We start from the raw sequence: 21,121 nt of genomic DNA, 5'->3' as shown, positions 1-21,121 counted from the left end.
AAACCGCAGCCGCCCGGCCGCCTCCCCCATTCGTGCCACAGCGTTAGGAGCCCCCTTGGCCCCCCCGCCGCCCACCCCCGGACTGGCGCCCCGCGTCGCCTCGACGCCCCGACCGGCCGGGGTCGAGAACCGTGACGATGCACTGCGCGCCATGGCCGGCGCGCTGGCGGGCCCGGGCCTGGTGGTCGTCACCGGCCCGCCCGGGTCCGGCCGCACCCGGCTCCTGGAGCGGCTCGCCCGCGCCTCCAAGCGGCCCGTGCACGCCGGCGGGGGCCTGGCGATGCTCTCGGGCCAGCCCGCGCTCGCGCTCGAACGCGCCACCCGCGCCCGCATGCCCGCCGGCGACCTCCCGCTCCTGGCCGAAGCGGTCTACTCGCGCACCCGCGGGGGCCTGCTCGTCATCGACGACCTCCAGTGGTGCGACGCGGCCACGCTCGCGGTCCTGCCGGTCCTGGCCGAGCGCCTCCCGGTCGCCGCGGCCCTGCGCATCCCCAACCGGCTCGGCGAGGACGCCCTCGCGCGCCTCCTCGACGCCGCCACCGTCGTGCCCGTCCCGGACCTGACCGACGCCGAGGCCGCCGCCCTGGTCGCCGAGTGCGCGCCCGCGCTGCCCCCCGCCCGGGCCGCGGCCCTGGCCGCCCGCGCCGGCGGCAACCCGCTCGCGCTCACCGCGCTCGCCAAGCGCGCCGCCCACGCCGGCGGCGGCGACCCCGACCCCGGCGCGCCCGGCGACCCCGCCTCCGCCGCGGCGGCCGCGATCGCCGACCTGCCCCGGCCCGGGCGCACCGCCCTGGCCGTCCTGGGCCTGCTCGGGCGCCCGGCGCACCCGAGCCTGCTCGGCGAGGGCGCCCCGATCCTCCAGGACGCCGGCCTGGCCGTCCCCGAAGGCCCGTTCCTGCGCCCGGCCTCCCCGTGGATGGCCGAGATCGCCGCGGGCATCCTCGACGCCGAGGCCCGCCGGTCCATGCACGAGCACCTCGCCGACGCCACGACCGGCGTCGAGTCCGCCCGCCACGCCCACGCCGCCGGCCTCGCCGCCCGCGCCCTCGCCGCCGCGCTCGCCGCCGCCGAGGGCGCCTCCCCGCAGACCCGGGCCGAAGCGCTCCTGCTCGCGGCCGAACTCGACGGCGCCCACGCCGTCGCCGCCGCCCGCGCCGCCCTCGAAGCCGGGCGCACCAACGCCGCGCTCGCCGTCCTCGACCGCGCCCCCGACCCGGCCGGGGAGACCGCGATCGTGCGCGCCTGGGCGCTCCTGGCCGTCGGCGAGGCCCCCGCCGCGCGCGCCGCCCTCGCCGAGGCGCCCGCCGGCCCCGAGACCGACCAGCTGCGGCTGCTGTGCGCGCCCGCGCACGAGCGGGACGACCTCGCCGCCGCCGTCCGCGCCTCCTACGACCGGATCGACCACCCCGGGCTCGCCGCCGCGCTCGCCGGCGCCGACCCCGACGCGCTCGCGGCCGCCGAGGCACTGGCGCGCGCGGCGGGGGACGCGACGACCGCAGCCTGGTGCGCGTGGTCGCGCGTGATCGCCCTGGCCGACGCCGCCCGCCTGGTCGAGGCCGAAGCGGTCGCGCACGAGGCCGCCGACCGAGCCGGCGCCGACGGCGCCTACTCGTGGCAGACGCGGTTCCTGGCCGCGGCCGCCTGGTGCCTGGTCCTGTCGGGCACGGGCCTGGACAACGTGATCGCCGCGGCCCAGTCCCTGGCCGACCACGCCCTCCCGGCGGTCGCCGACACGCTCATCGCCGCGTCGATCGCGCTCGCCGAGGCCGACACGGGCGCCCTCGGCGCGGCCCGGGCGCGCCTGTCGCGCCTACACGACGCCCCGGCCGCCCTCGACGGGCTCGTCGCCTGGCTCGAGCACGAGACCGCGTGGCTCGACGGCCAGCCCGGCCCCGAGGCCCCCGACGCCCGGCCGGGCCTGGTCGGCGGGCTCGCGCACATCACCGGCCGGTGGATCGCCTACGACACCGGGACCGAACCGGTCGCGGCCGAGGCCGCGCCGTGGCCCGCGCCGGTCGCCACGACCCTGGCCGCGTGGGACAAGGCCGCCCCGGGCCCGTTCGCGCAGGCCGCGTCCGCGTGGGACGGCCTGGCCGCCCGCGAGCAGGTCCGCTGCCTCCTCGCTTTGGCCGCGCACTCGGGGGAGCCGCAGGCCGCGGTCGCGGCCCTGGAGGCCGCCGAGCGGATCGCCGACGAGCACGGCCTGATCGTCCTGGCCGGGCGGGCCCGCCGGGGCCTGCGCAAGCACGACGTGCGCCGCGACCGCCGCTCGGCGCGCGGCGGCGGGGGCCTGACGGACCGGGAGGCCGAGGTGCTGCGCCACGTCGCCGCCGGGCACCCGTCGCGGCGCATCGCCGAGATCCTGGGGATCACCGCCGAGACCGTGGAGACCCACATCCGCTCGGGGATGCGCAAGCTCGGCGCGAAGACCCGCACCGAAGCGGCCGTGCTGCTGACCGCCGGCACGGCCGAGGGCGGTGGTTCGTGATGGGCGAGCAGGTCCCGCTGCACGTGGTCGCCGCGGCGGGGGAGGCGGAGGCGCTGGTGCGCCGGTGCGCGGCCGCGGGCTGGTCGGCGCACCGCGGGTTCGCGCTGCTGGAGCCGGCGTGGGACCTGGCCGAGCGGCGCCTGGTGTGCCACGGGCAGGTCGGCGACGACCACACCGCCTCGCAGGCCGTGCTCGCGGCCGCGCGCGGGGCCGGGATCATCGCCGTCGCCACCGGGCAGCTGGCGCTGAACCTGGCCGCGGACCTGCGCCGGGTCGGGCCCCTGGGGGTGACGCCGGGGAAGGCCGAGGCCGCCGACGGGCTCGACCTGGACGCCGAGCAGCGCGCGCTCCTGGCGCGCCTGGCGGCCGGGTCGACGATCGCGGCGGCCGCGGAGGCCGAGTTCGTGTCGCTGCGCACCGCCAACCGCCGCATCGCCGCCGCCCGCCAGTCCCTGGGCGTCAAGACGACCCGCGAAGCGGTCATGATCTACATCAAGCACGCCCGCGACTGACACCGCGGCCCCGCCCGGCCCCTCGCTGTCGCTGTCGCGAGTCCGCCGTGGGGGAGGAGCCCGGAAATGTCGGAGGTGACCGGCAGGATGGTCTTCGGCGCGACGGCCGCCTGGCGGCGCCTCTCGCCCTGCCCCGGTGGTTCGTCCGGTGCGGCGGCCGGGCGCGGCCCGGCTGCGGGTGCCGCAGCGGTGCTGCGCAGGTCCGCGGCTGCGCGCAGCCCGAGCTCGGCACCGGCCCGTGCCCGCCCCGGCCGTGTTCGGGCGCGCAGTGCCGAAGCGCACCGCGCCGCCGCGGGCGGCGCGCCGGTGAGCACCGGGCCCCGGCCGCTTCGCGGCCGCGCCGAACCGCACCCACCGGCCCCGCAGCAGTCCCCGCGTTCGCGTCCCCGCTGTACGGGCCCGTGCCACACCCGCGCGGCCCCCGCCGCCCCGGCCGCGATCCGACGCGCCCGACCGCAGACGGGACCGGACACTGGAGACAGACAGACAGACAGACAGACAGACAGACGGCCGGGCCCGGACGCCGCCCCTGCACAGGGTCGGCGTCCGGGCCCGTCGGCTCCGCGGACGCGGCTTACTTGAGCTCGGCGAGGCGCGCTTCGGCCTCCTCGAGCTGGCGGCGCAGGCGCGCGGCCTCCTCGGCGGCCTCGGAGCGGATCTTCTCGACCACCTCCGAGACGACCTCGGCGACCTCGTCGGACCCCGCGGCCTGGCACATCGCCAGCGCGTTCGGGTGCGCGACCTTGGCGCCCTTGACGACCGTGCGGGCCCCGCGCGTGGCCGCCACCGACCACTCGCCGTCCTCATAGGTCAACGTGACGGTCAGCTCGGGGTGCTTGGCCGCGGCGGCCCGCGGCCGGGCCGCCTTCTTCTTCACCGGCTCGACAGCGGCGGCGGCCGGCTTGGGCGTCTCGGGTTCGGTCACGGGTTTCCTCTCGCTCACTACGGGTTTCGGTGTCGGCTCGGGGTCGTCGGGCAGCAGGCCCGGCCCCGCGGGCGCCTGGGTCCGCTGGCGCGGGGCGGCCGCGCGGCGGGCCCCCTCGCCGGGGGCCGGGAGGCGCAGCTCGGCCGCGGAGAACGACAGCTCGTCGGAGCCGAAGGCGACGTGGACGAAGTCGTCCACGCCCGCCGGGTCGAGCGCGACGACCTTGCCGGTGCGGCCGGCGACCTGCCCGGCCGCGTCGGTGAACACCACCTTGGGCTTCTTCCCTTGCGCCAGCACCGATTCGAGATGGGCGATGTCGGCACTCGACAGTGACATCGGGGGCTCCTTCACATGGGTTCGGAGGCCGCCCTTGCGGATGCGGCCCGGTGAACTGGTCTGCATCCTCCAATACCTACCCGCGGGGTCCGACACTGGCCCGCCCCCCGAGTCGCGCGCGCCGCCGCCGCGTGTCGGCGCCCCGCGCTACGGTCGGAGGCGTGGACACCGCACCCGCATACGAGGAGCGGCCCGCGCCGGCCGCGGCCCGGGACTGGTCGCCGTGCCTGTGGGTGCGCCGCGCCCCCGCCGCCGAAGCGGTCCGGATCGTCCCCGACGCCTGCACCGACCTGCTGTGGCGCGCCGGGCGCCTGGAGATCGCCGGCCCCGACACCGGCCCGCGCGCGACCGTCCTCGCCCCGGGGGAGGTGATCGCCGGCGTGCGCCTGCGCCCCGGCGCGGCCCGCGTCCTCCTCGGCCCCGTCCCGGCCACCGCGGTCCGCGACGCGCAGCCGCTCCTGGCCGACCTGCACCCGGGCGACGCCGCCGGCCTCGCCGCGGCCGCCGCAGCCGAGACCGACCCGTGGCGCATCGCCGCGCTCCTGGCCGCCGCGCTCGCCGCCCGCCCCTACGGGCCCGACCCGGTCGCGCTGGCCGCGGCCCGGGCCCTGGACCGGGCCCGGCCCCCGCGCCTGCCGGTCCTGGCGCGCGACCTCGGGTTCTCGGAGCGGCAGCTGCGCCGCCGCGTCGAGGACGCGGCCGGGTACGGGCCCAAGACCCTCGAGCAGGTGCTGCGGTTCCGCCGCGCCACGGCCGCCGCCGGCGCCGAGGGCCGGCCGGCGTGGGCGCGGATCGCGGCCGAGACCGGGTACGCCGACCAGGCGCACCTGTCCCGGCAGGTGCGCCGCTGGTCCGGCCGGCCCCCGACCGCTACACCCGGCCCTCCCACGCCCGCAGCGTCCTGACCGCCCGCACCGTGAACCCGGGCCGGGCCTGCTGCTCGATCCCCGGATGCCAGCGCCGGTAGTGGATCGGCCAGCCCCCGTCCCCGGCCTGCTCGCCGGCGAGGTGCTCGAGCGAGGCCCGCAGCTCCGCGGCGGTGAACCACGCCGCGGCGGCGCTCTCGGGGCCGGGCGCGAAGTCGCACGCGACGTGGTGCTCGCCCGGCGCGTACCCCGCGGGCGCCTCGGCCTCGTCCATCCGGGCCGGGTCCAGCACCACGCAGGTGTCGCGCACCAGGTCCCGCACCCGCGCCGCCGCCCGATCGGCCCAGGCCCGGTCCGGTTCGGACCCCAGGAACGCGATGATCGAGAACGCCTCGTACGGGTGCGTCGCCTCCAACGCGTCGATCCGGGCCCGGGCGAACGCGGCCGCGCCCTCGATCCACGCGTGCTCGACCCCCGCCGCGCGCAGCACCCCCGCGGTCCGGGCGGTCGTGAGCAGACCGCCCCGGTCCTGCGGCGGGGCCTGCACCCACGGCGGGTGCGGATAGGCCGCGATCGACGCCAGCAGGTCCGGCACACCCCCGTCCGCGGCGGTGTGCCGGGCCAGCCAGTCGCACACCCCGGCCCCGGTCGCCTGGTCGAGGACCCCGGCCTCGGCCAGGATCTCGAGCGCGCTCATCGCCGACAGCGGCTGCGCCTGGGGGCCCTTGACGTCCGGTTCGATCGCGAACGCGAACCCGCCGTCCCCGGTGCGGTGCGCCAACACCGCCTCCCGCACCCCCGCGGCCGTCCCCGCCCCCGTCAGCAGCGCCATGCGCCGCTGGTCCACCAGGCCCCCGGTCCGCCACACGAACTGCGCGGCCCGACCGGCCGCCGCCTCCTCCAGAAATCCCATGCCCCCCACGCTAGAGGCCGCCGCCCGCCCCGGTCTTGCACGAATCGGCCACGCTCCCGGGCGCGAATATCGGCTGCGGTTCAGACCCGCGACACGTCCAATTCCCTCCTCCGCCCACCTGCGCCTTTATGCTCCCGTCATGAGAGTCGCACTGGTCACCGAGTCCTTCCCGCCGCAGATCAACGGCGTCGCCCGCTCCGTCGCGCGGGCCGCGGCGCATCTGGCCTCGCGCGGCATCGAACCGGTCGTCATCGCCCCGGCCCCCGGGCCCGGGCCCCGCCCGGTCTTCGACTGGCCCGTCGTCCACGTGCCCTCGGTGCGCCTGCCCGCCTACCGGCACTTCCGCGCCGGACTCGCCACCAAAGCCCTCGACGAGGCCCTCGACGCCCACAAACCCGACGTCGTCCACCTCGCCAGCCCCTTCGGGTACACCGCCCGCGCCGCCGCCTGGGCCGAGCGCCGCGGCGTCCCCGCCGTCGCCGTCTGGCAGACCGACCTGCCCGCCTACACCCGCGCCTACCACCTCACCGCGTTCGAACAGCTCGTGTGGAAGCGCCTGAAGTCCATCCACTCGCGCGCCGCGGTCAACCTCGCGCTCTCCGACTGCACCGCCCGCTCCCTCACCGCCCAGGGCATCGGGTCCGTGGCCGTCCTCCCGCACGGGGTCGACACCGCCCGCTTCCACCCCGACTTCCGCGACCAGACCCTCCACGACGCCCTCACCCCCGACGGGGAGCTCCTCGTCGGCTACGTCGGCCGCCTCGCCCGCGAGAAGCAGCTCCACTGGCTCGCCGGCGTCGCCGCCCTCCCCGGCGTGCGCCTGGTCATCGCCGGCGACGGGCCCCGCCGCCGCGCCCTCGAACGCACCCTGCCGCAGGCGTCGTTCCTCGGCGCCCTCCACGGCGAAGACCTCTCCCGCCTGTACGCCTCCCTCGACCTGTTCGTCCACACCGGACCGTTCGAGACGTTCGGGCAGACCATCCAGGAAGCCCACGCCTCCGGCACCGCCGTCCTCGCCGTCGACGCCGGCGGCGCCGCCGAACTCGTCGACCCCGGCGTCGACGGCACCCACTTCCCCGCCGGCGACCCCGCCGCGCTGGCCGCCCTCGTCGCCGACCTCGCCGGCCGCCGCGACGTCCTGCGCCAATGGGGCCGCCGCGGCCGCCTCAAAGTCCGCGGCCGCACCTGGGAAGCCGAAGGCGACGCGCTCATCGAGCACTACGGGCGGGCACTCGTCCTCGGGCCGGCGCGCCCCGCCCGCCCACCCGTCCCCACGGCTTGACATACGACAGGACCGTCGCACCCAGGTACACCACCGACGACACCACCGGCCCGGCCACCGACTGGTCGTCCAGCACCTGCAACCGGGCCGGGTCCAGCACCGCCGCCGTCGCGGCCAGGCCCGGACGCAGCGCCAACACCGTCGCCGCATACGCCGCCACCGTCGCCACCAGCTTGACCAGCACCCACTTGTACGACGGACCCCACCGGGTCCCCAGCATCAGCACCACGCCCGTCACGAGCGCCACCGCACCCAGCGGGACCGCGAGCGCCGACGCGAGCGCGTCCATCGCCGACCCCGCCGCGAACTGCACCCGCGGATCCGCAGTGGTCACCGCCCGCACCCCCAGCACCAGCAGGCACAGGCTCAACCCGAGCCAGGCGACCGACGACGCGACGTGCGCGATGACGAAGAACCGGTACGACCGGCGGCGAAGCTTGAACATGACCCCACCATCGCGCCCCCGCCCCCACCCGCGCATCAGCGGCGCAGCGTATCCACCCCTACGCCCCACCGCCTAGATCGGCCCGGCCGCCACCGCCGCCGTGTCCCGCCGCGCCCACTTCAACCCCACCAGCGGGAACACCAGCACCGACACCATCGCCGCCCCCACCATCGCCGCCGCCACCGCCTCGTCCACCAGACCCCGCTCCGCCGCCGTCGACGACGCGATCACCACGATCGGCAGCTGCGTCGCCGCGAACGCCCCCAGCGCACCCCGCTCCCCACCGACCAGCGCACCCCGCGCCCCCACCCACGTCACCACACCCCGCACCAGCGCGAACGCCACCAAGAACACCGGAATCAACGCCAACGCCACCGGCGACCCCAGCAACTCGTCCAGATCGAACGCCACCCCCGTGTACACGAAGAACACCGGCACCACCGCCCCGAACCCGATCCCGTCCAACTTCGACCGCACCAGCACCTCCTCCCGCTCGTCCAACGCCGACAGCAGCACCTGCATGCACACCCCCGCCGCGAACGCCCCCAACGCGATGTCCACCCCGATCTCCGCCGCCAACAACACCGCCGCCAACAGCACCAGCACCGACAACCGCACCGCCAACTGCGCACTCGTCCCCAACGTCGCCGACAGCAACCGCGACACCCGCGCCGACCGCGCCAGCGACCCCAACGCCGCCGCCCCCACCGCCAACCCCGCCAACGCGATCACCAGCGTCGTCCGCCCCGAATGCGCCCCCTCCGAGAAGCACAACGCCAACAACGCGATCGGCGCGAACTCACCCACCGCCCCCACCGCCATCAGATGCGGCCCCACCGGACCCGCCAGCAGCCCCGAATCCCGCGCGATCGGCAGAATCGTCCCCAACGCCGTCGAACACAACCCGATCGCCACGATCAACACCGCCGCCCCCGCACCCACCAGCCACAACCCCAGCAGCGCCAACCCGAACGACACCACCCACCCCAGCGACGCCGCCACGATCGGCCGCCCCCGCACCGCCCGGAAATCCACCTCATACCCCGCCAGGAAGAACAGCATCGCCAACCCCAGCTGCGACACCACCTCCAACAACGGCCCCGTCGCCACCAACCCCAGCACCTGCGGCCCGATCACCACCCCCAGCACGATCTCCACCACCACCCCAGGCAGCCGCACCCACCGCTCCAACCGATCCACCAGCAACGGCGCCGCCACCGCCGCCATCGCCAGCACCACCACCTGCACCGACAACCCGTCCCACTCCACGGCCGGAGCCTAAACCCCCCAGACCCCCGCGACCGCCCAAACGGGGCCTAAACCCCCCACCGATCGGGGGAGCAGCGACACTACCGACCAGTAGCATGCGGACGTAGCCTCGAACCATGGCACTGGCACCCGCGATCACCACCCTCCCCAAACCCCGCCTCCGCGGCTGGCTCCACCTCACCGCCTTCCCCCTCGCCCTCCTCGCCGGCCTCGCCCTCACCGCCACCGCCCCCACCCCCGCCGGCCGCACCACCGCCGCCATCTACACCGCCACCTCAGCCGCCCTCTTCGGCATCTCCGCCCTCTACCACCGCACCACCCTCACCGACCGCGCCACCGCCGTCCTCAAACGACTCGACCACGCCAACATCTACCTCATCATCGCCGGCACCTACACCCCCATCGCCGCCCTCGCCCTCCACGGCACCCCCCGCACCGCCCTCCTCACCGCCATCTGGACCGGCGCCGCCCTCGGCGTCGCCTTCCGCATCCTCTGGCACAACGCCCCCCGCTGGCTCTACACCACCCTCTACATCGCCCTCGGCTGGGCCGCCGTCACCGTCACCCCCCAACTCGCCGCCGGCGCCGGCCTCCCCGCCACCATCCTCATCTTCACCGGCGGCATCCTCTACACCATCGGCGGCATCGTCTACGCCCTCAAACGACCCAACCCCTCCCTCCACTGGTTCGGCTTCCACGAGGTCTTCCACGCCCTCACCATCGCCGCCTACACCACCCAGTTCACCGCCGTCGCCCTCGTCCTCCACACCACCTGACCGATACCATGGCCGCACCACCACCCGAGGGGAGCGCCGCCATGAGCGACCGACAAGCCCGAGGCGTCGACCGCGCCATCCAAGAAGCCGAAGCCCGCGGCGAATTCAAGAACCTCCCCGGCGCCGGCAAACCCCTCCCCGGCCTCGACCGCCCCCTCCACGACGACTGGTGGCTCCACCAGCAGGCCACCCGCGACAACCTCGGCCTCGACGCCCTCCCACCCGCCCTGCGCCTCTCCAAGGAACGCGAGACCCTCCCCGAACGACTCGACGCGCTGGCCGACGAGGGGGAGGTGCGCGCCGTGATCGCCGAGCTCAACGAGCGCATCCGCAAGGCTCTGATCGGCCCGGTGGAGGGCCCGCCGCTGCGGTTCGGGCTCATCGACGCCGACGAGGCGGTCGCGGCCTGGCGCTCCCGCCGGTAACCACACCAGACTTGACAGTGTCTAGTTTTCGGTGCATCCTTAACTTGACACTGTCAAGACCGGGTTCGCGCCCGCCACCGGAAAGCACACCCAATGGCCCCCGTCATCACCCTCGCCGCCGCCACCCTCCTCGCCCGCCTCACCGGCCTCCTCGGCGCCGACGCCCTCGACGACTGGCAGCTGTGCCTGCGCATCGGCCTCGCCGCCATGTTCACCCTCACCGGCGCCGTGCACTTCGTCCCCACGTTCCGCGACGACATGATCCGCATGATCCCCCCGCGCCTGCCCGCACCCGCCGCCCTCGTCGCCCTCACCGGCGCCCTCGAACTCGCCGGCGCCGCCGGACTCCTCATCCCCGCCACCGCCACCGCCGCCGCGATCTGCCTCGCCGCCCTCCTCGCCGCCATGTACCCCGCCAACTACTCCGCCGCCCGCCGCGGCGTCCCCCTCGCCGGCAAACCCGCCACCCCCCTCGGCATCCGCACCGCCGAACAGGTCCTCTTCATCGCCCTCTGCGCCCTCGCCGCCCTCTAGACCGGCCCGGGGGTGCAGACGAGAAACGGCCCGGACCCCCACCGGGTCCGGGCCGTGCCCACACCTATAACGCTACCGCGCGCCCCAACGTCAGATACGCGAACCCGAGCAGACCCCGATGCCCCCGCAGCCACCAGGCACGATGCGCATCCGCCTGCTCCCGCACCTCCGCGGCCCGCGCATGACCCGGATTCGCCTGCAACCAGACCTCCTTGTCCGCCAAGAACGCCGACTCGAAGTCGTCCCACTCGTGCCGCTCGACCGACTCGACCCGCAAGGGCCGCAACCCGACCGCGACCGCCGCATCCACCAAATCCGGCAGGAGGAGCCAGTCCCCGGCGCCCGTGCCCGGCCACATCGCCGCCAGCTCCGCCTCCGTCGGCACCCGCTCCCACACCCCGTCGCCGAACAGCAGCCGCCCGCCGGGCTTCACCAGCTTCGCCAGCGCCCCCACCGCGTCCGCGCCCGTCCCGAACGCGTGCGCCGCCCCGATGCACACCACCAGGTCCGCCGGCTCCGTCCAGTCCTCGCCCCGGTACTCCACGAACTCGAGCCGGTCGGCGATCCCGCGCCGCACCGCACCCGCCCGGCCCCGCTCCAGCAGCTCCACGTCCGAGTCGATCCCCACCGCCCTCGCGCCCGGGACCCGCTCGGTCACGCGCTGGATCAGCTCGCCCCACCCGCACCCGATGTCGAGGATCGTCTGCGGCGCGAACGCCGCGCACTCGGCCACCTGCCGGTCGAACCGCCAGTCGGCGATGGGGGAGTTGCAGTAGAGATGGCCGTACCGTGCCGGCCCGTCATGAGCAGTCATCGCCCGGACCGTAGCAGCAGCCGCCCGCCGCCCGCGACACCGGTACCCGCTACCCTCACCGCCATGATCACCGTGCACGCCTACGTCTGGGCCCGACCCGAGCACGCCGACGCCTACCGCGCCGGCCTCACCGCCCTCCAGGAGTCCACCCTCGCCCACGACCCCGGCTGCCTCGCCTACGCCTGCTGGGAGTCCCTCACCGAACCCGGCGCGTTCGTCTGCGTCGAGGAGTGGACCGACCGCGCCGCCCTCGACGCCCACCTCGCCGCACCCCACCACACCGCCGGCTCCGCGGCCCTCGACGCCTACCGCGCCCGCCCCGCCGACGTCCGCGTCTTCGAATCCCGCCCCATCGACCTCTGACGTCGCACCCGGGTGCCACACTCGCACCCATGACCGACGACGCCAAGACGACCCTCAAGCGCTACCTCCAGACCGCCCGCGAATCCCTCCTGTGGAAACTCGACGGCCTGGGGGAGTACGACCTCCGCCGCCCCCTCACCCCCACCGGCACCAACCTCCTCGGCCTCGTCAAGCACGTCGCCTCCACCGACGCCGGCTACTTCGGCGACTGCTTCGACCGCCCCCTGCCCGACCCGCCCGCCTGGTTCCCCCTCATCGAGACCGTCCCCAACATCGAGATGTGGGCCACCCCCGAGGAGACCACCGAGTACATCACCGGCTTCTACCGCCGCGTCTGGGGCCACTCCGACGCCGTCATCGACGACCTCGACCTCGACGCCACCGGCACCGTCCCCTGGTGGCCCGCCGACCGCGCCACCGTCACCCTCCACCAGATCCTCGTCCACATGATCGCCGAGACCAACCGCCACGCCGGCCACGCCGACATCGTCCGCGAGACCATCGACGGCGCCGCCGGCCTCGCCGCGGCCAACCCCAACCTCCCCGGCGAGAACGACATCGACTGGCCCGCCTACCGCGCCCAGATCGAACAGGCCGCCCGCGAAGCGGCCGCATAGCAAACAGGAACGGGGCCCGGCATCCGCCGGGCCCCGAACCAGACAAAACCCCCACGCGCCGGCGCGGGGGAGCAGCACTACTCCCGCGCGCCCCCGGCCCGCGCCTCCGCCGCCAGCGCCCGCTCCCGCCACGACGCCGCCTCACCGCGCACCTCCGCGACCGCGGCCTCCGCCGCCGCCAACCGCGACGCCAGCACCCGCTGATCCGCCACCGCGTCCGCGAACTCCGCCTGCAACCGCGACACCGCCTCCGCGCGCTCCACCGCCGCCGCCGACGCGTGCTCCGCATCCCGCCGCGCCACCGCCAACTCCGCCAGCAGCGACTCCACCCGCGACCGCTCCCCGTCGCGCTCGACCATCACCGCCGACACCCGCGCCTCCGCCCGCTCCAGCGCCGCCTCACCGGCCCGCAGCGCCTCGGCCGCCTCCGCCGCCACCTGGTCGGCCCGCACCCGCGCCGACTCCGCCTCACCGCGCGCCGACGCCGCCGCCCGCTCGGCCTCCGCACGGGCCCCCAGCGCCGCCTCCCGCTCCGCGAACGCCCCCGCCGCCTCCTCACGCGCCTCCGCGGCCGCTTCGAGCGCCGCGTCCCGCTCGGCCACCGCCGCCGCCGCCTCGGCCAGCGCCCGCGACGCCTCCTCCCGGGCCGCCTCGGCCTCCTTCACCGCCGACACCCGCGCCGACACCGCCTCGCGCGCCCGCGCCTCACTCGCCTCCGCGGCCGCCGACACCCGCTCGGCCTCGGCCAGCGCCGCCGCCAGCTCCTCCCGCAGCGCCGCCGCCCGCGACGCCACCTCGTCCCGCTCCGCCCGCGCCGCCGCCACCGCGCTCGCGGCCTCCGACCGGACCTCCGCGATCCGCGCCTCGACCTCCGCCGGATCGGTCTCCGCGCGCAGCGCCTCCGCCAGGGGCGCCAGCGCCGACGTCATCGACTGCTCGATCTGCTCGTACAGCTCCTCGGCCCGCGCCAGCGCGCCCTCGAGCCCGGGCGTGGCGCGGCGCAGCTCGCGCTGGCGCTTGGCCTGGGAGGCGCAGTCGCCGTCGGCGCAGTACAGGCGCGGGCGGCCGCGGCCGGGCTGCTGCGGGATCGGCGTCCCGCACCGCTTGCAGAGCGTCACGAGCTTCGGGCCGGCCTGGGAGGTTCCATCTGTTTTCGTCATGCCCACATCCTAACATTATTTATTTCCGGTATTGATATTTAAATAATCAAAAAACAGGTGTGTCGCCCGCCTGCACATAACTCACGAGAAGTGCCGTTCCCGCAAGTTATGTATCGTCGGGCCCTGCTTCGGCCCACCGGATCGCGGGCCGGGGTTCGTCGGGTCGGTGGCCCTTTCGGCGCGATCGGCCCGCGCTGGCCGTCCGGGGCCGGCGGGCGGGTGCGGGGTTCGGGGATTCGGCTGCCGGGCGGGGTGCGCGCTGCGACGATGGCGGGAGATCGGACGGAAGGAGTCTCTGATGGGTTCGATCCTCAATCCGTACGTGTCGTTCAACGGGAACGCGCGGGAGGCGATGGAGTTCTACCAGTCGGTGCTCGGCGGTGAGCTGAACGTGATGACGTTCGGGGAGTCGGGGGTGCCGGACGCGCCGGCGGAGCAGGTGATGCACGCGCAGCTGACGTCCGCGGCCGGGTACACGGTGATGGCGTCGGACACGCCGCCGGGGATGCCGTACGAGCCGGGGCAGAACATCGCGATCAGCCTCTCGGGCGACGACGGCGACGAGCTGCGCGGGTACTTCGAAGGGCTCGCGGCGGGCGGGTCGGTGAACATCCCCCTGGAGCGGCAGATGTGGGGCGACGAGTTCGGGGCCCTGGTGGACCGGTTCGGGATCGGCTGGATGGTGAACATCTCGAGCGGCCAGTCCCCCGGCGCCTCCCCCGGCGCCTGAAGGCGGGCGCGAGCGCGCGTGAGACGGTGGGCGGGACCTGGGTCCCGCCCACCGTTGCTTGTGGGAATGTCAGCAAGCTGAGGCCGCGGCCCACACGCCAGAACGAGAGGCGGGTGAGGGCCAGCGCGGCGAGGGTGCGGCGGACTAGGCGGGGTTGGGCTGCTCCCCCGGTCGTAGGTGGTCGTCCGAGTCTTTGAACCGCGGGCGCTACCAGTCCAAGGCCGTCGAGGACGGGCCCCCTGCGGGGGTTATCGGCGCTGGTTGCGGGGGTGGTTGCGGGCGGTTCGTTCGTTGCCGAACTTGTAGGCGCCGGTCCAGCGGGCCATGACGAGCTGGGGGTCGCCGCTGTCGATTTCGGCGAGGAACGTGGCGGCGCGGGCGCCGCGGAGGGTGGCGGCCGGGCGGCCGCGGTGGGTGATGACGACGGTGCCGTCGCCGCGCTCGCGCCAGGTGAATCCGGTGGGCGCGCTCATTCGGCGGCCTTCGCGCGGCGGGAGCGGGCGACGAGGACGGCGGCGGCGATGCCGCCGAGGAACCCGAACAGGTGCGCCTGCCAGGACACGAACGGGCTCGTGGGCAGCACGCCCCAGATGAGGGACCCGTAGACGAGGACGATGAGCAGGGCGATGAGGAAGTCGCCGAGCTTGCGCATGAACAGGCCCCGTGCGAGCAGGTATCCGAAGAGGCCGAACACGACGCCGGAGGCGCCGACGGTCACCGAGTGCGCCGGGGAGGTCAGCCACACGCCCAGACCGGAGGCGAGGAGCGAGACGGCCAGCGCGGTCCACATGCCGGCGCGGTCGCGGAGGGCGCAGATGACGCCCATGACGGTGAGGGGGACGGTGTTGGCGGCGAGGTGGGCGGCGTCGGCGTGGAGGAAGGGGGCGATGAGGATGCCGGGGAGGAGGCCGTCGAGGGTGCGGGGGGTGATGCCCCAGGCGATGAGGTGGGCGGGGTGGAGGAGGTCGGCGGCGAGGACGGCCCAGAGGAGGGCGATGAGGGCGCCCCAGAGGGTGAGGGCGCGGCGCAGGGGGTGCGGGGGGCGGTGGGGTGGGGCGGGGAGGGTCATGGGGTTCCTCGTGTGGGTTCGCGGGTGGTGGTGTGAAGGGTAGTCGTTGGGCGGGGTGGCGGGTGTGGGGTGGGGTGTGGGGGTCTGGGTGGTAGGTTCGCGCGGTGGTGCTTAGGCTGTTGAGGTTGGTGGTGCCGGTGGCGGCCGCGGGTGCGGTGCTGCTGGCCGGTTGTGGTGCCGCTGAGGGCGGCGCGGAGGAAGGGGAAGTGGACGTGGTGCAGATCGGTGACGGGGTCGAGGTGTCGGTGTCGGAGGACACGGGTTCGCGGCCGGTGGTGACGGTGCCGGATGCGGCGGCGCCGGCGGGGTTGTTCGTGCACGATGTGGTGGAGGGTTCGGGTGCTGAGGCGGTGGCCGGGGATTCGGTCGCGGTGCAGTACGCGGGGTTCAACTGGTCGGACGGGAAGGAGTTCGACGCGTCGTGGAACCGGGGGGCGCAGCCGTTCTCGGTGTCGCCGTTGGGGTCGGCTCCGGTGATTCAGGGGTGGAATGACGGGTTGATGGGGGCGCAGGTCGGTGACCGGCGTCTGATCGTGATTCCGCCGGAGCTGGGGTATGGTGCGGCGGGTGCGGGCGGGGTGATCGGTCCGAATGAGACGCTGGTGTTCGTGGTCGACGTGGTGTCGATCAACGGGCGTTCGTAGTCTGCTTGTTGCGGCGGGGCCGTCCCTTTTGGGGGCGGCCCCGCTGCGGTGTGTTCAGCCTCCGGCGATGGAGGGGAGGATCTGGATCTCCTTTCCGGCGAGGGGGGTGGCGAGTCCTTGGAGGCGGCGGGATTCGTCGTCGCCGATGTAGACGTTGACGAAGCGTCGGAGTCGGCCTGATTCGTCGCGCAGGCGGCGGGCGAGGCGGGGGTGGGTGGCGGCGACGGCGTCGAGGAGGTCGGCGAGGGTGGCGTCCTCGGGGAGGTCGACGTGGAGGTGGCGGGCGCCGCCGCACTCGGAGGCGAGTGCGGCGGGGATCTTGACGTCGTGGGTCACGGGGTGTCCTTGGCGGGGACGGTCATGGCGCGGACGCAGAGGACGTCGGGCAGGTGGGCGGCGACCTGGTGCCAGTGGCCGTCGTCGGCGGCGGCCCAGACGTCGCCGCAGCGGGTGCCGAAGTACCAGCCGGGGTCGTCGGGGTCGCCGTCGGTGCAGGCGCCGTCGCGCATGACGGTGCCGTAGTAGTCCTCGTCGGGGAGGCCGTGGGACCAGGAGTGCCAGGTGTCGCCGCCGTCGGTGGTGCGCCAGGCGGCGATGCGGGCGCCGGGCGGGGTGCGGTCCATGGATTCGCCGACGGGCCAGGCGGTGACGGTGCCGGCGCGGGTGGGGTGGGCGACCATGGCGAATCCGAAGTTGGAGGGGAGGGTGGCGGAGATGTTGGTCCAGCCGCCGTCGGGTCCGTTGGAGCGGTAGGCGGGGCCGTGGCTTTGGACGAAGAGGGTGCCGTCGGCGTCGCGGGTGACCTTGTGGATGCACTGGCCGGATTCGGGGGCTTCGTCGGGGGCGTAGTCGACGGTGATGCCCTTGGTGATGCCGCGCCAGGTGCGGCCGTCGTCGTCGGTCTGGTAGATGCCGCCGGAGGAGATGGCGACGGTGAGTTTCTCGGGTTCGCCGGGGTGGGTGACGATGGTGTGGACGGCGGGTCCGCCGGCGCCGGAGGCCCAGGTGGTGTGCTGGGGGTGGTCCCAGAGGGCCTGGTTGAAGGTGAACGTCTGGCCGCCGTCGTCGGAGGTCCAGAGGCTGGTGGGTTCGACGCCGGCCCAGACGCGCTGGCCGGGGCCGAAGGCGAGTTGCCAGATGCGTTTGACGGTGTTGGTCTCGGGGCTGTCGGGTTGGTCGAGGCCGGCGGTGTCGGAGAAGTCGAGGGGCCGGTACGGGAGGTCCTGGGGGAAGGACATGGGGGCGTTCTCGGGTTCGTGCCAGGTTTGGGCGTGGTCGTCGGAGCGCCAGATGCTGGGGCCGAAGAAGGTGGAGGCGCCGATGAGGATGCGGCCGGTGGCGGGGTCGCAGGCGGCGGCGTAGATCTCGGCGACGGCGGTGAAGCCGTCGTCGTCGAGTTTGGCGGGGCCGTCGACGGTCCAGTGGACGCGGTCGTCGCTGGTGGCGGTGAAGAGGCCTTTGCGGGTGCCGATGAGGACGAGGTAGGCCATGGCGGGCTCCTTTGCCGTGCGTGTGTGGCTGTCGTCCTCATGGTGACGCCGGGGTGTGACGTTTTCAGGGAGTTCCGGGGTTTCGGGCGGGTTGGAGGTGGTCGCGGATGCGGGCGGCGGTCTGGGCGGGGGTGAGGGCGGTGGTGTCGATGACGGTGGTGGCGTCGGCGAGCCAGGTGTGGAGGGCCTGTTCGTAGGGGTCGCGGTGGTCGAGGCGCCATTGGAGGGCGGTGGGTTCGTCGCGGTCGTGGTGGACGCGGTGGGCGAAGGTGGTGCGGTCGGTGTGGAGGGTGTAGGCGTGCAGGGGGATGCCGTGGTGGTCGAAGCCGTCGGTGAGCTCGGTCCAGATGGGGGCTTCGAGGACGGTCTGCGGGATGACGAGGGTGCCGCCGGCGTAGTCGAGGACGTGGCGGGCGGTGGCGACGGTGAGGGCCCGCCAGGGCGGGAACTCCTTGAAGTCGCGGTGGGGCAGGTCGCCGATGATGCCGCGCAGGAGATGGCCGATGTGTTCGGCGTCGAAGACGCGGGCGGGGAGGGCGTCTTGGAGGACGCGCGCGGTGGTGGTCTTGCCGGCGCCGAACGCGCCGTTGAGCCAGACGATCATTCGGGGGAATGTAGCAGGGCCGGGCCTGTCGCGGGGCGCGCGTTCGTGTTACGTTGCGGACACCCCGGGCGCCGCGGCGCCCTCCCCCGCCCGTCGCTCTTGTGAGGACTTGTGTGATGCGCGCCTCCCGCTTTGCCGTGCTGTTGTCCCCCATCGTGCTGCTGCTGGCGTCGGGCTGCTCGGAGCTGTCCGACGCGCTCGGCGACGCCGCCTCCGACCCGGTGTCGGGGGACGGCACCGGCTCCCAGGTCGGGGCCGAGTTCAGCGACACCGCCCCGTTCACCGTCACTGTGGACGGTGCGGCGCTGGTGGCGGACATCGAGGCGCTCGAGGTCGCGGCCGAGCGCGACGAGGGCTACGACCGGTCCCTGTTCCCGCACTGGCGGGACGACGACGGGAACGGCTGCGACGCCCGCGACGACGTCCTGGTCGCCCAGGACCGGTCGGGTGCGCTCACCGAGGCCGACTGCGGGGAGGCGATGACCGGCGAATGGGTGTCGATGTACGACGCCGAGACCGTCACCGCCTCCGGCGACGTCGACATCGACCACTTCGTGCCGCTGAAGGAGGCGTGGGGGTCCGGGGCGGTCGACTGGACGACCGAGGACCGGCAGTCGTACGCGAACTGGCTGGGCAACGCGTGGCACCTCATCGCGGTCACCGCCTCCTCGAACCGGTCCAAGTCCGACCAGGACCCGGCCGAGTGGATGCCCGAGGACGAGACGGTGTGGTGCGCGTACGTGTGGGCGTGGGTCGAGGTCAAGCGGGAGTGGGCGCTGTCGGTCGACGAGGCCGAGCGGGCCGCGCTGTTGGAGTACGCCGGCGCCTGCTAGCCGAACGCCAGCGGCCGCAGGCCCGCGGCCTCGGCGGCCGCGCGCTCGCCGGGCGCGAACGGGTCCCGGCCGGTGGCCTTGGCGATGAACGCCACCGGGTCCAGGCCGAGCGAGGCGAGGGCGGTCGCCCAGCCGGGCCCCAGGAGCAGGAACGTGACGGTCTGCTGCGCCTCGGGGGTGGTCCAGCGGGGCGCGCCGACGGCGTCGGCGAGGTCGATGCCGTGGACGGCGGCCTCGACGATGCGGGTGGTGAGGAAGTCGTCCAGGGTCATCGGGTCGCCGTGGCGGGTGGTGACGCGCCGGCCGGGGTCCTGTGCGGCGCAGCGGGTGAGGACGCGGTGGCAGGTGGCGTCGAAGTCGGCTGCGACCGCTGCTCCCCCGGCCGCGCCGGCCCGGGCCGCGGTGTCGACGCGGACGACGTTCACCTCCGGTGAGAAGCGCGCGTCGGGCGTGTAGTAGCCGGCGGCGTCCACGGCGGCCGCGGCCGGCTCGGGCGCGTCGAGCATCGCGTCGAGGCGCGCGATCGCCCCGGTGACGTGCGCGGTGAGCGCGGCCGCGTCCCAGGGGACGCACCGGGTGGGGGCGTCCCAGGTCGTGATCTCGGTGAGCGCCAACGACATCCGGGCGGTCTCGGCGGCCAGCGCGGTGAGCGGTGCGGGTGGCATCATGGGGGTCGATCCTAACCGCGCCTTGGAGGTCGTGTTGCCGCATCATCCGCTCGAGGAGTACGCCGCGCTGGTCCGGCCGGTGGTCGACCGGCTGCACGTGGGTGTCCGGTTGGCGTCGCGGCCGGCGGTGCAGGAGCTGTACGCGCCGCTGGGCCTGGTGCCGGGCCTGGAGATGAACCTGGTGTACGCGTTGCTGGCGCGTCCGGTGCCGGAGGCGGTGGTGGCCGAGCGGATGGTGTACCTGCCGTTCGACGCCGCCGAGCAGGAGGCGCGGGGCCTGGTGGAGCGGGCGGAGGGCTGCTGGCGGTTCACGCCGGCGGGCCGGGGGCTGGCCGAAGCGGTGGCGGGGGCGCTGGGGGCGGCCGCGGAGCGGCTGTGGTCGTGGCGGCCGAACCCGGGCTTGGCGGGGCTGGGGGCGGTGGAGGCGGCGCTGCCGTTGGTGGCGCGGCTGGTGGAGGCCGGGCGGGTGTCGGGCGGGCCGGTGTTCGCGGCGTTCGCGCCCTCGTGGGAGCCGGCGGGGACGCCGGGGCCGGGGGCGCTGGTCGCGCGGTTGGAGGCGCTGCGCCACCACCGGGCGGACGCGCACCGGGCGGCCTGGAGGGGTGCGGGGTTGACGGCGGCCGGGATCGAGGCGATGGCGCCCGGGGTGGAGCGGGACGCGATCGAGGCCGAGACGAACCGCCGGGACGCGCCCGTCTACGAGGCGCTGGACGCGCGTGAGCGGCTGGTGCTGCTGGCGGCGCTGGGCGCGCTCGGCGACGGGCTCGACCCGGCCCGGGGGTAGGGTTCGCGGCTATGGACGCTGATTGGGAGGCGCGCTGCGCCGCGCTGTGGGACCGGCTGGACGAGATGGGCCGCGAGGAGTTCGTGCAGGCGATGCGGGACCTGGCCGCCGAGCGGGGACCGGAGGACCCGGTGGGGCTGTTCGAGGTCGCCAGTGCGCACGACTCGACGGGGTTCACCGAGGCCGCGGTCGGCTACTACGAGCGGGCGCTCGCGGCCGGGCTGGGCGGGGTGCGGCGCCGGCGCGTGTCGATCCAGCTGGCGTCGTCGCTGCGCGAGACGGGGAGTCCGGAGCGGGCGCTGGCGGTCATCGCCGAGGAGCGCGAGCGGGGGTCGGACGAGTACGACGGGGCTCTGGCGATGTGCGAGGCGCTGACGCTGGCGAAGCTGGGCCGGGACCGGGAGGGCCTGTCGGTGGCGCTGGTCGCGTTGGCCCCGCATCTGCCGCGGTATCAGCGGTCGACGGTGAACTACGCGCGGGGCCTGGTGGGGCTGGATCCGGTGGACTGACCCGGGCCGGGTGCTCGGGTCCGCTGCGGGGCGGCGGGGCCCGGTTCGTCGTGTGCGGTGGGGGC

Annotated in this window: 26 protein-coding genes; 14 read left to right on the top strand and 12 right to left on the bottom strand. The window is 75.2% G+C overall.

Annotation, left to right across the window (positions count from 1 at the left end; all coding sequences use genetic code 11):
- Positions 1-55 precede the first annotated feature (55 nt).
- Positions 56-2,488 carry a LuxR C-terminal-related transcriptional regulator gene (locus tag EIW28_RS25420; protein WP_197717298.1) on the top strand — a complete coding sequence of 811 codons (2,433 nt, stop codon included), beginning with the start codon at positions 56-58 and terminating at the stop codon, positions 2,486-2,488.
- Positions 2,488-3,000 carry a LuxR family transcriptional regulator gene (locus EIW28_RS15740; RefSeq protein ID WP_125248661.1) on the top strand — a complete coding sequence of 171 codons (513 nt, stop codon included), beginning with the start codon at positions 2,488-2,490 and terminating at the stop codon, positions 2,998-3,000. The genes EIW28_RS25420 and EIW28_RS15740 overlap by 1 nt, the downstream gene beginning before the upstream one ends.
- Before the next feature lie 574 nt (positions 3,001-3,574).
- On the opposite strand, the gene EIW28_RS24280 is transcribed toward EIW28_RS15740, so the two are convergent.
- Positions 3,575-4,261, bottom strand: a complete 687-nt coding sequence (locus EIW28_RS24280) for a hypothetical protein (RefSeq protein ID WP_158630422.1) — start codon at positions 4,259-4,261, stop codon at positions 3,575-3,577.
- Between the two features lie 161 nt (positions 4,262-4,422).
- Here EIW28_RS24280 and EIW28_RS15730 point away from each other — a divergent pair, with 161 nt between their 5' ends.
- Positions 4,423-5,166: a helix-turn-helix domain-containing protein gene (locus EIW28_RS15730; RefSeq protein ID WP_125248660.1), complete on the top strand. Its 744-nt coding sequence runs from the start codon at positions 4,423-4,425 to the stop codon at positions 5,164-5,166.
- On the opposite strand, the gene EIW28_RS15725 is transcribed toward EIW28_RS15730, so the two are convergent.
- Positions 5,132-6,040, bottom strand: coding sequence for a hypothetical protein (locus tag EIW28_RS15725; RefSeq protein ID WP_125248659.1), 909 nt, complete (start codon positions 6,038-6,040; stop codon positions 5,132-5,134). The genes EIW28_RS15730 and EIW28_RS15725 overlap by 35 nt on opposite strands.
- 139 nt (positions 6,041-6,179) lie before the next feature.
- On the opposite strand from EIW28_RS15725, the gene EIW28_RS15720 reads away from it, so the two are divergent.
- A complete protein-coding gene (locus EIW28_RS15720; protein ID WP_125248658.1) occupies positions 6,180-7,322 on the top strand; it encodes a glycosyltransferase in 1,143 nt (380 codons plus the stop codon).
- Here EIW28_RS15720 and EIW28_RS15715 read toward each other — a convergent pair.
- Positions 7,249-7,767: a DUF2269 domain-containing protein gene (locus tag EIW28_RS15715; RefSeq protein WP_125248657.1), complete on the bottom strand. Its 519-nt coding sequence runs from the start codon at positions 7,765-7,767 to the stop codon at positions 7,249-7,251. The two genes, EIW28_RS15720 and EIW28_RS15715, sit on opposite strands and share 74 nt — an antisense overlap.
- A 72-nt stretch (positions 7,768-7,839) precedes the next feature.
- A complete protein-coding gene (locus tag EIW28_RS15710) occupies positions 7,840-9,036 on the bottom strand; it encodes a cation:proton antiporter (RefSeq protein WP_125248656.1) in 1,197 nt (398 codons plus the stop codon).
- A gap of 116 nt (positions 9,037-9,152) precedes the next feature.
- Between EIW28_RS15710 and trhA the strand changes: the two genes are divergently transcribed.
- The 3 genes from trhA (at position 9,153) to EIW28_RS15695 (ending at position 10,771) form a co-directional block, all read left to right on the top strand.
- Positions 9,153-9,812 carry a PAQR family membrane homeostasis protein TrhA gene (trhA, locus tag EIW28_RS15705; RefSeq protein WP_125248655.1) on the top strand — a complete coding sequence of 220 codons (660 nt, stop codon included), beginning with the start codon at positions 9,153-9,155 and terminating at the stop codon, positions 9,810-9,812.
- 41 nt (positions 9,813-9,853) lie between these two features.
- Complete coding sequence (locus EIW28_RS15700) at positions 9,854-10,237, top strand: DnaJ family domain-containing protein (RefSeq protein WP_125248654.1); 384 nt, start codon at positions 9,854-9,856, stop codon at positions 10,235-10,237.
- A gap of 93 nt (positions 10,238-10,330) precedes the next feature.
- The gene (locus tag EIW28_RS15695; RefSeq protein ID WP_125248653.1) at positions 10,331-10,771 is read left to right on the top strand and encodes a DoxX family protein; all 441 of its coding nucleotides are present in this window, start codon (positions 10,331-10,333) and stop codon (positions 10,769-10,771) included.
- 64 nt (positions 10,772-10,835) lie between these two features.
- On the opposite strand, the gene EIW28_RS15690 is transcribed toward EIW28_RS15695, so the two are convergent.
- Complete coding sequence (locus EIW28_RS15690; RefSeq protein WP_125248652.1) at positions 10,836-11,585, bottom strand: SAM-dependent methyltransferase; 750 nt, start codon at positions 11,583-11,585, stop codon at positions 10,836-10,838.
- Between the two features lie 63 nt (positions 11,586-11,648).
- Between EIW28_RS15690 and EIW28_RS15685 the strand changes: the two genes are divergently transcribed.
- On the top strand, positions 11,649-11,948 hold the full coding sequence (locus tag EIW28_RS15685; protein WP_125248651.1) for a putative quinol monooxygenase: 300 nt from the start codon (positions 11,649-11,651) through the stop codon (positions 11,946-11,948).
- A gap of 29 nt (positions 11,949-11,977) precedes the next feature.
- Positions 11,978-12,565: a DinB family protein gene (locus EIW28_RS15680; RefSeq protein WP_125248650.1), complete on the top strand. Its 588-nt coding sequence runs from the start codon at positions 11,978-11,980 to the stop codon at positions 12,563-12,565.
- A 77-nt stretch (positions 12,566-12,642) separates the two neighbouring features.
- On the opposite strand, the gene EIW28_RS24275 is transcribed toward EIW28_RS15680, so the two are convergent.
- A complete protein-coding gene (locus EIW28_RS24275; protein WP_158630421.1) occupies positions 12,643-13,725 on the bottom strand; it encodes a hypothetical protein in 1,083 nt (360 codons plus the stop codon).
- A gap of 298 nt (positions 13,726-14,023) precedes the next feature.
- On the opposite strand from EIW28_RS24275, the gene EIW28_RS15670 reads away from it, so the two are divergent.
- Entirely contained in the window at positions 14,024-14,455 is a 432-nt protein-coding gene (locus tag EIW28_RS15670; RefSeq protein ID WP_125248649.1) for a VOC family protein, read from the top strand.
- Positions 14,456-14,703: 248 nt separating this feature from the next.
- Here the strand turns inward: EIW28_RS15670 and EIW28_RS15665 are convergent, their stop codons facing one another.
- Complete coding sequence (locus EIW28_RS15665) at positions 14,704-14,928, bottom strand: hypothetical protein (RefSeq protein ID WP_125248648.1); 225 nt, start codon at positions 14,926-14,928, stop codon at positions 14,704-14,706.
- Positions 14,925-15,524, bottom strand: coding sequence for a rhomboid family intramembrane serine protease (locus EIW28_RS15660; protein WP_125248647.1), 600 nt, complete (start codon positions 15,522-15,524; stop codon positions 14,925-14,927). Before EIW28_RS15660 ends, EIW28_RS15665 begins: the two co-directional genes overlap by 4 nt.
- A 245-nt stretch (positions 15,525-15,769) precedes the next feature.
- On the opposite strand from EIW28_RS15660, the gene EIW28_RS15655 reads away from it, so the two are divergent.
- Positions 15,770-16,168: an FKBP-type peptidyl-prolyl cis-trans isomerase gene (locus EIW28_RS15655; protein WP_125249036.1), complete on the top strand. Its 399-nt coding sequence runs from the start codon at positions 15,770-15,772 to the stop codon at positions 16,166-16,168.
- A gap of 54 nt (positions 16,169-16,222) precedes the next feature.
- Here the strand turns inward: EIW28_RS15655 and EIW28_RS15650 are convergent, their stop codons facing one another.
- The 3 genes from EIW28_RS15650 to EIW28_RS15640 all read right to left on the bottom strand — a co-directional run bounded on the left by EIW28_RS15650 (position 16,223) and on the right by EIW28_RS15640 (position 18,262).
- Positions 16,223-16,504 (bottom strand): MoaD/ThiS family protein, encoded by a 282-nt coding sequence (locus EIW28_RS15650; RefSeq protein WP_125248646.1) that lies wholly within the window; start codon positions 16,502-16,504, stop codon positions 16,223-16,225.
- Positions 16,501-17,658, bottom strand: coding sequence for a WD40/YVTN/BNR-like repeat-containing protein (locus EIW28_RS15645; protein ID WP_125248645.1), 1,158 nt, complete (start codon positions 17,656-17,658; stop codon positions 16,501-16,503). Before EIW28_RS15645 ends, EIW28_RS15650 begins: the two co-directional genes overlap by 4 nt.
- Positions 17,659-17,722: 64 nt before the next feature.
- Positions 17,723-18,262 (bottom strand): AAA family ATPase, encoded by a 540-nt coding sequence (locus tag EIW28_RS15640; protein WP_125248644.1) that lies wholly within the window; start codon positions 18,260-18,262, stop codon positions 17,723-17,725.
- Between the two features lie 143 nt (positions 18,263-18,405).
- On the opposite strand from EIW28_RS15640, the gene EIW28_RS15635 reads away from it, so the two are divergent.
- Positions 18,406-19,095 (top strand): HNH endonuclease family protein, encoded by a 690-nt coding sequence (locus EIW28_RS15635; protein ID WP_158630420.1) that lies wholly within the window; start codon positions 18,406-18,408, stop codon positions 19,093-19,095.
- Here EIW28_RS15635 and EIW28_RS15630 read toward each other — a convergent pair.
- Positions 19,092-19,763 carry a maleylpyruvate isomerase N-terminal domain-containing protein gene (locus tag EIW28_RS15630; protein WP_125248642.1) on the bottom strand — a complete coding sequence of 224 codons (672 nt, stop codon included), beginning with the start codon at positions 19,761-19,763 and terminating at the stop codon, positions 19,092-19,094. The genes EIW28_RS15635 and EIW28_RS15630 overlap by 4 nt on opposite strands.
- Positions 19,764-19,785: 22 nt before the next feature.
- On the opposite strand from EIW28_RS15630, the gene EIW28_RS15625 reads away from it, so the two are divergent.
- Complete coding sequence (locus EIW28_RS15625) at positions 19,786-20,547, top strand: hypothetical protein (RefSeq protein ID WP_125248641.1); 762 nt, start codon at positions 19,786-19,788, stop codon at positions 20,545-20,547.
- Between the two features lie 11 nt (positions 20,548-20,558).
- Positions 20,559-21,056, top strand: a complete 498-nt coding sequence (locus EIW28_RS15620) for a tetratricopeptide repeat protein (RefSeq protein ID WP_125248640.1) — start codon at positions 20,559-20,561, stop codon at positions 21,054-21,056.
- The last annotated feature ends 65 nt before the right edge of the window (positions 21,057-21,121 follow it).

This window comes from Glycomyces terrestris (genome assembly GCF_003933745.1).
Taxonomy (GTDB): Bacteria; Actinomycetota; Actinomycetes; order Mycobacteriales; family Micromonosporaceae; genus Glycomyces; species Glycomyces terrestris.
The sequence above is the reverse complement of the archived record's forward strand: the minus strand, read 5'-3'. Positions and strand labels throughout refer to the sequence as shown.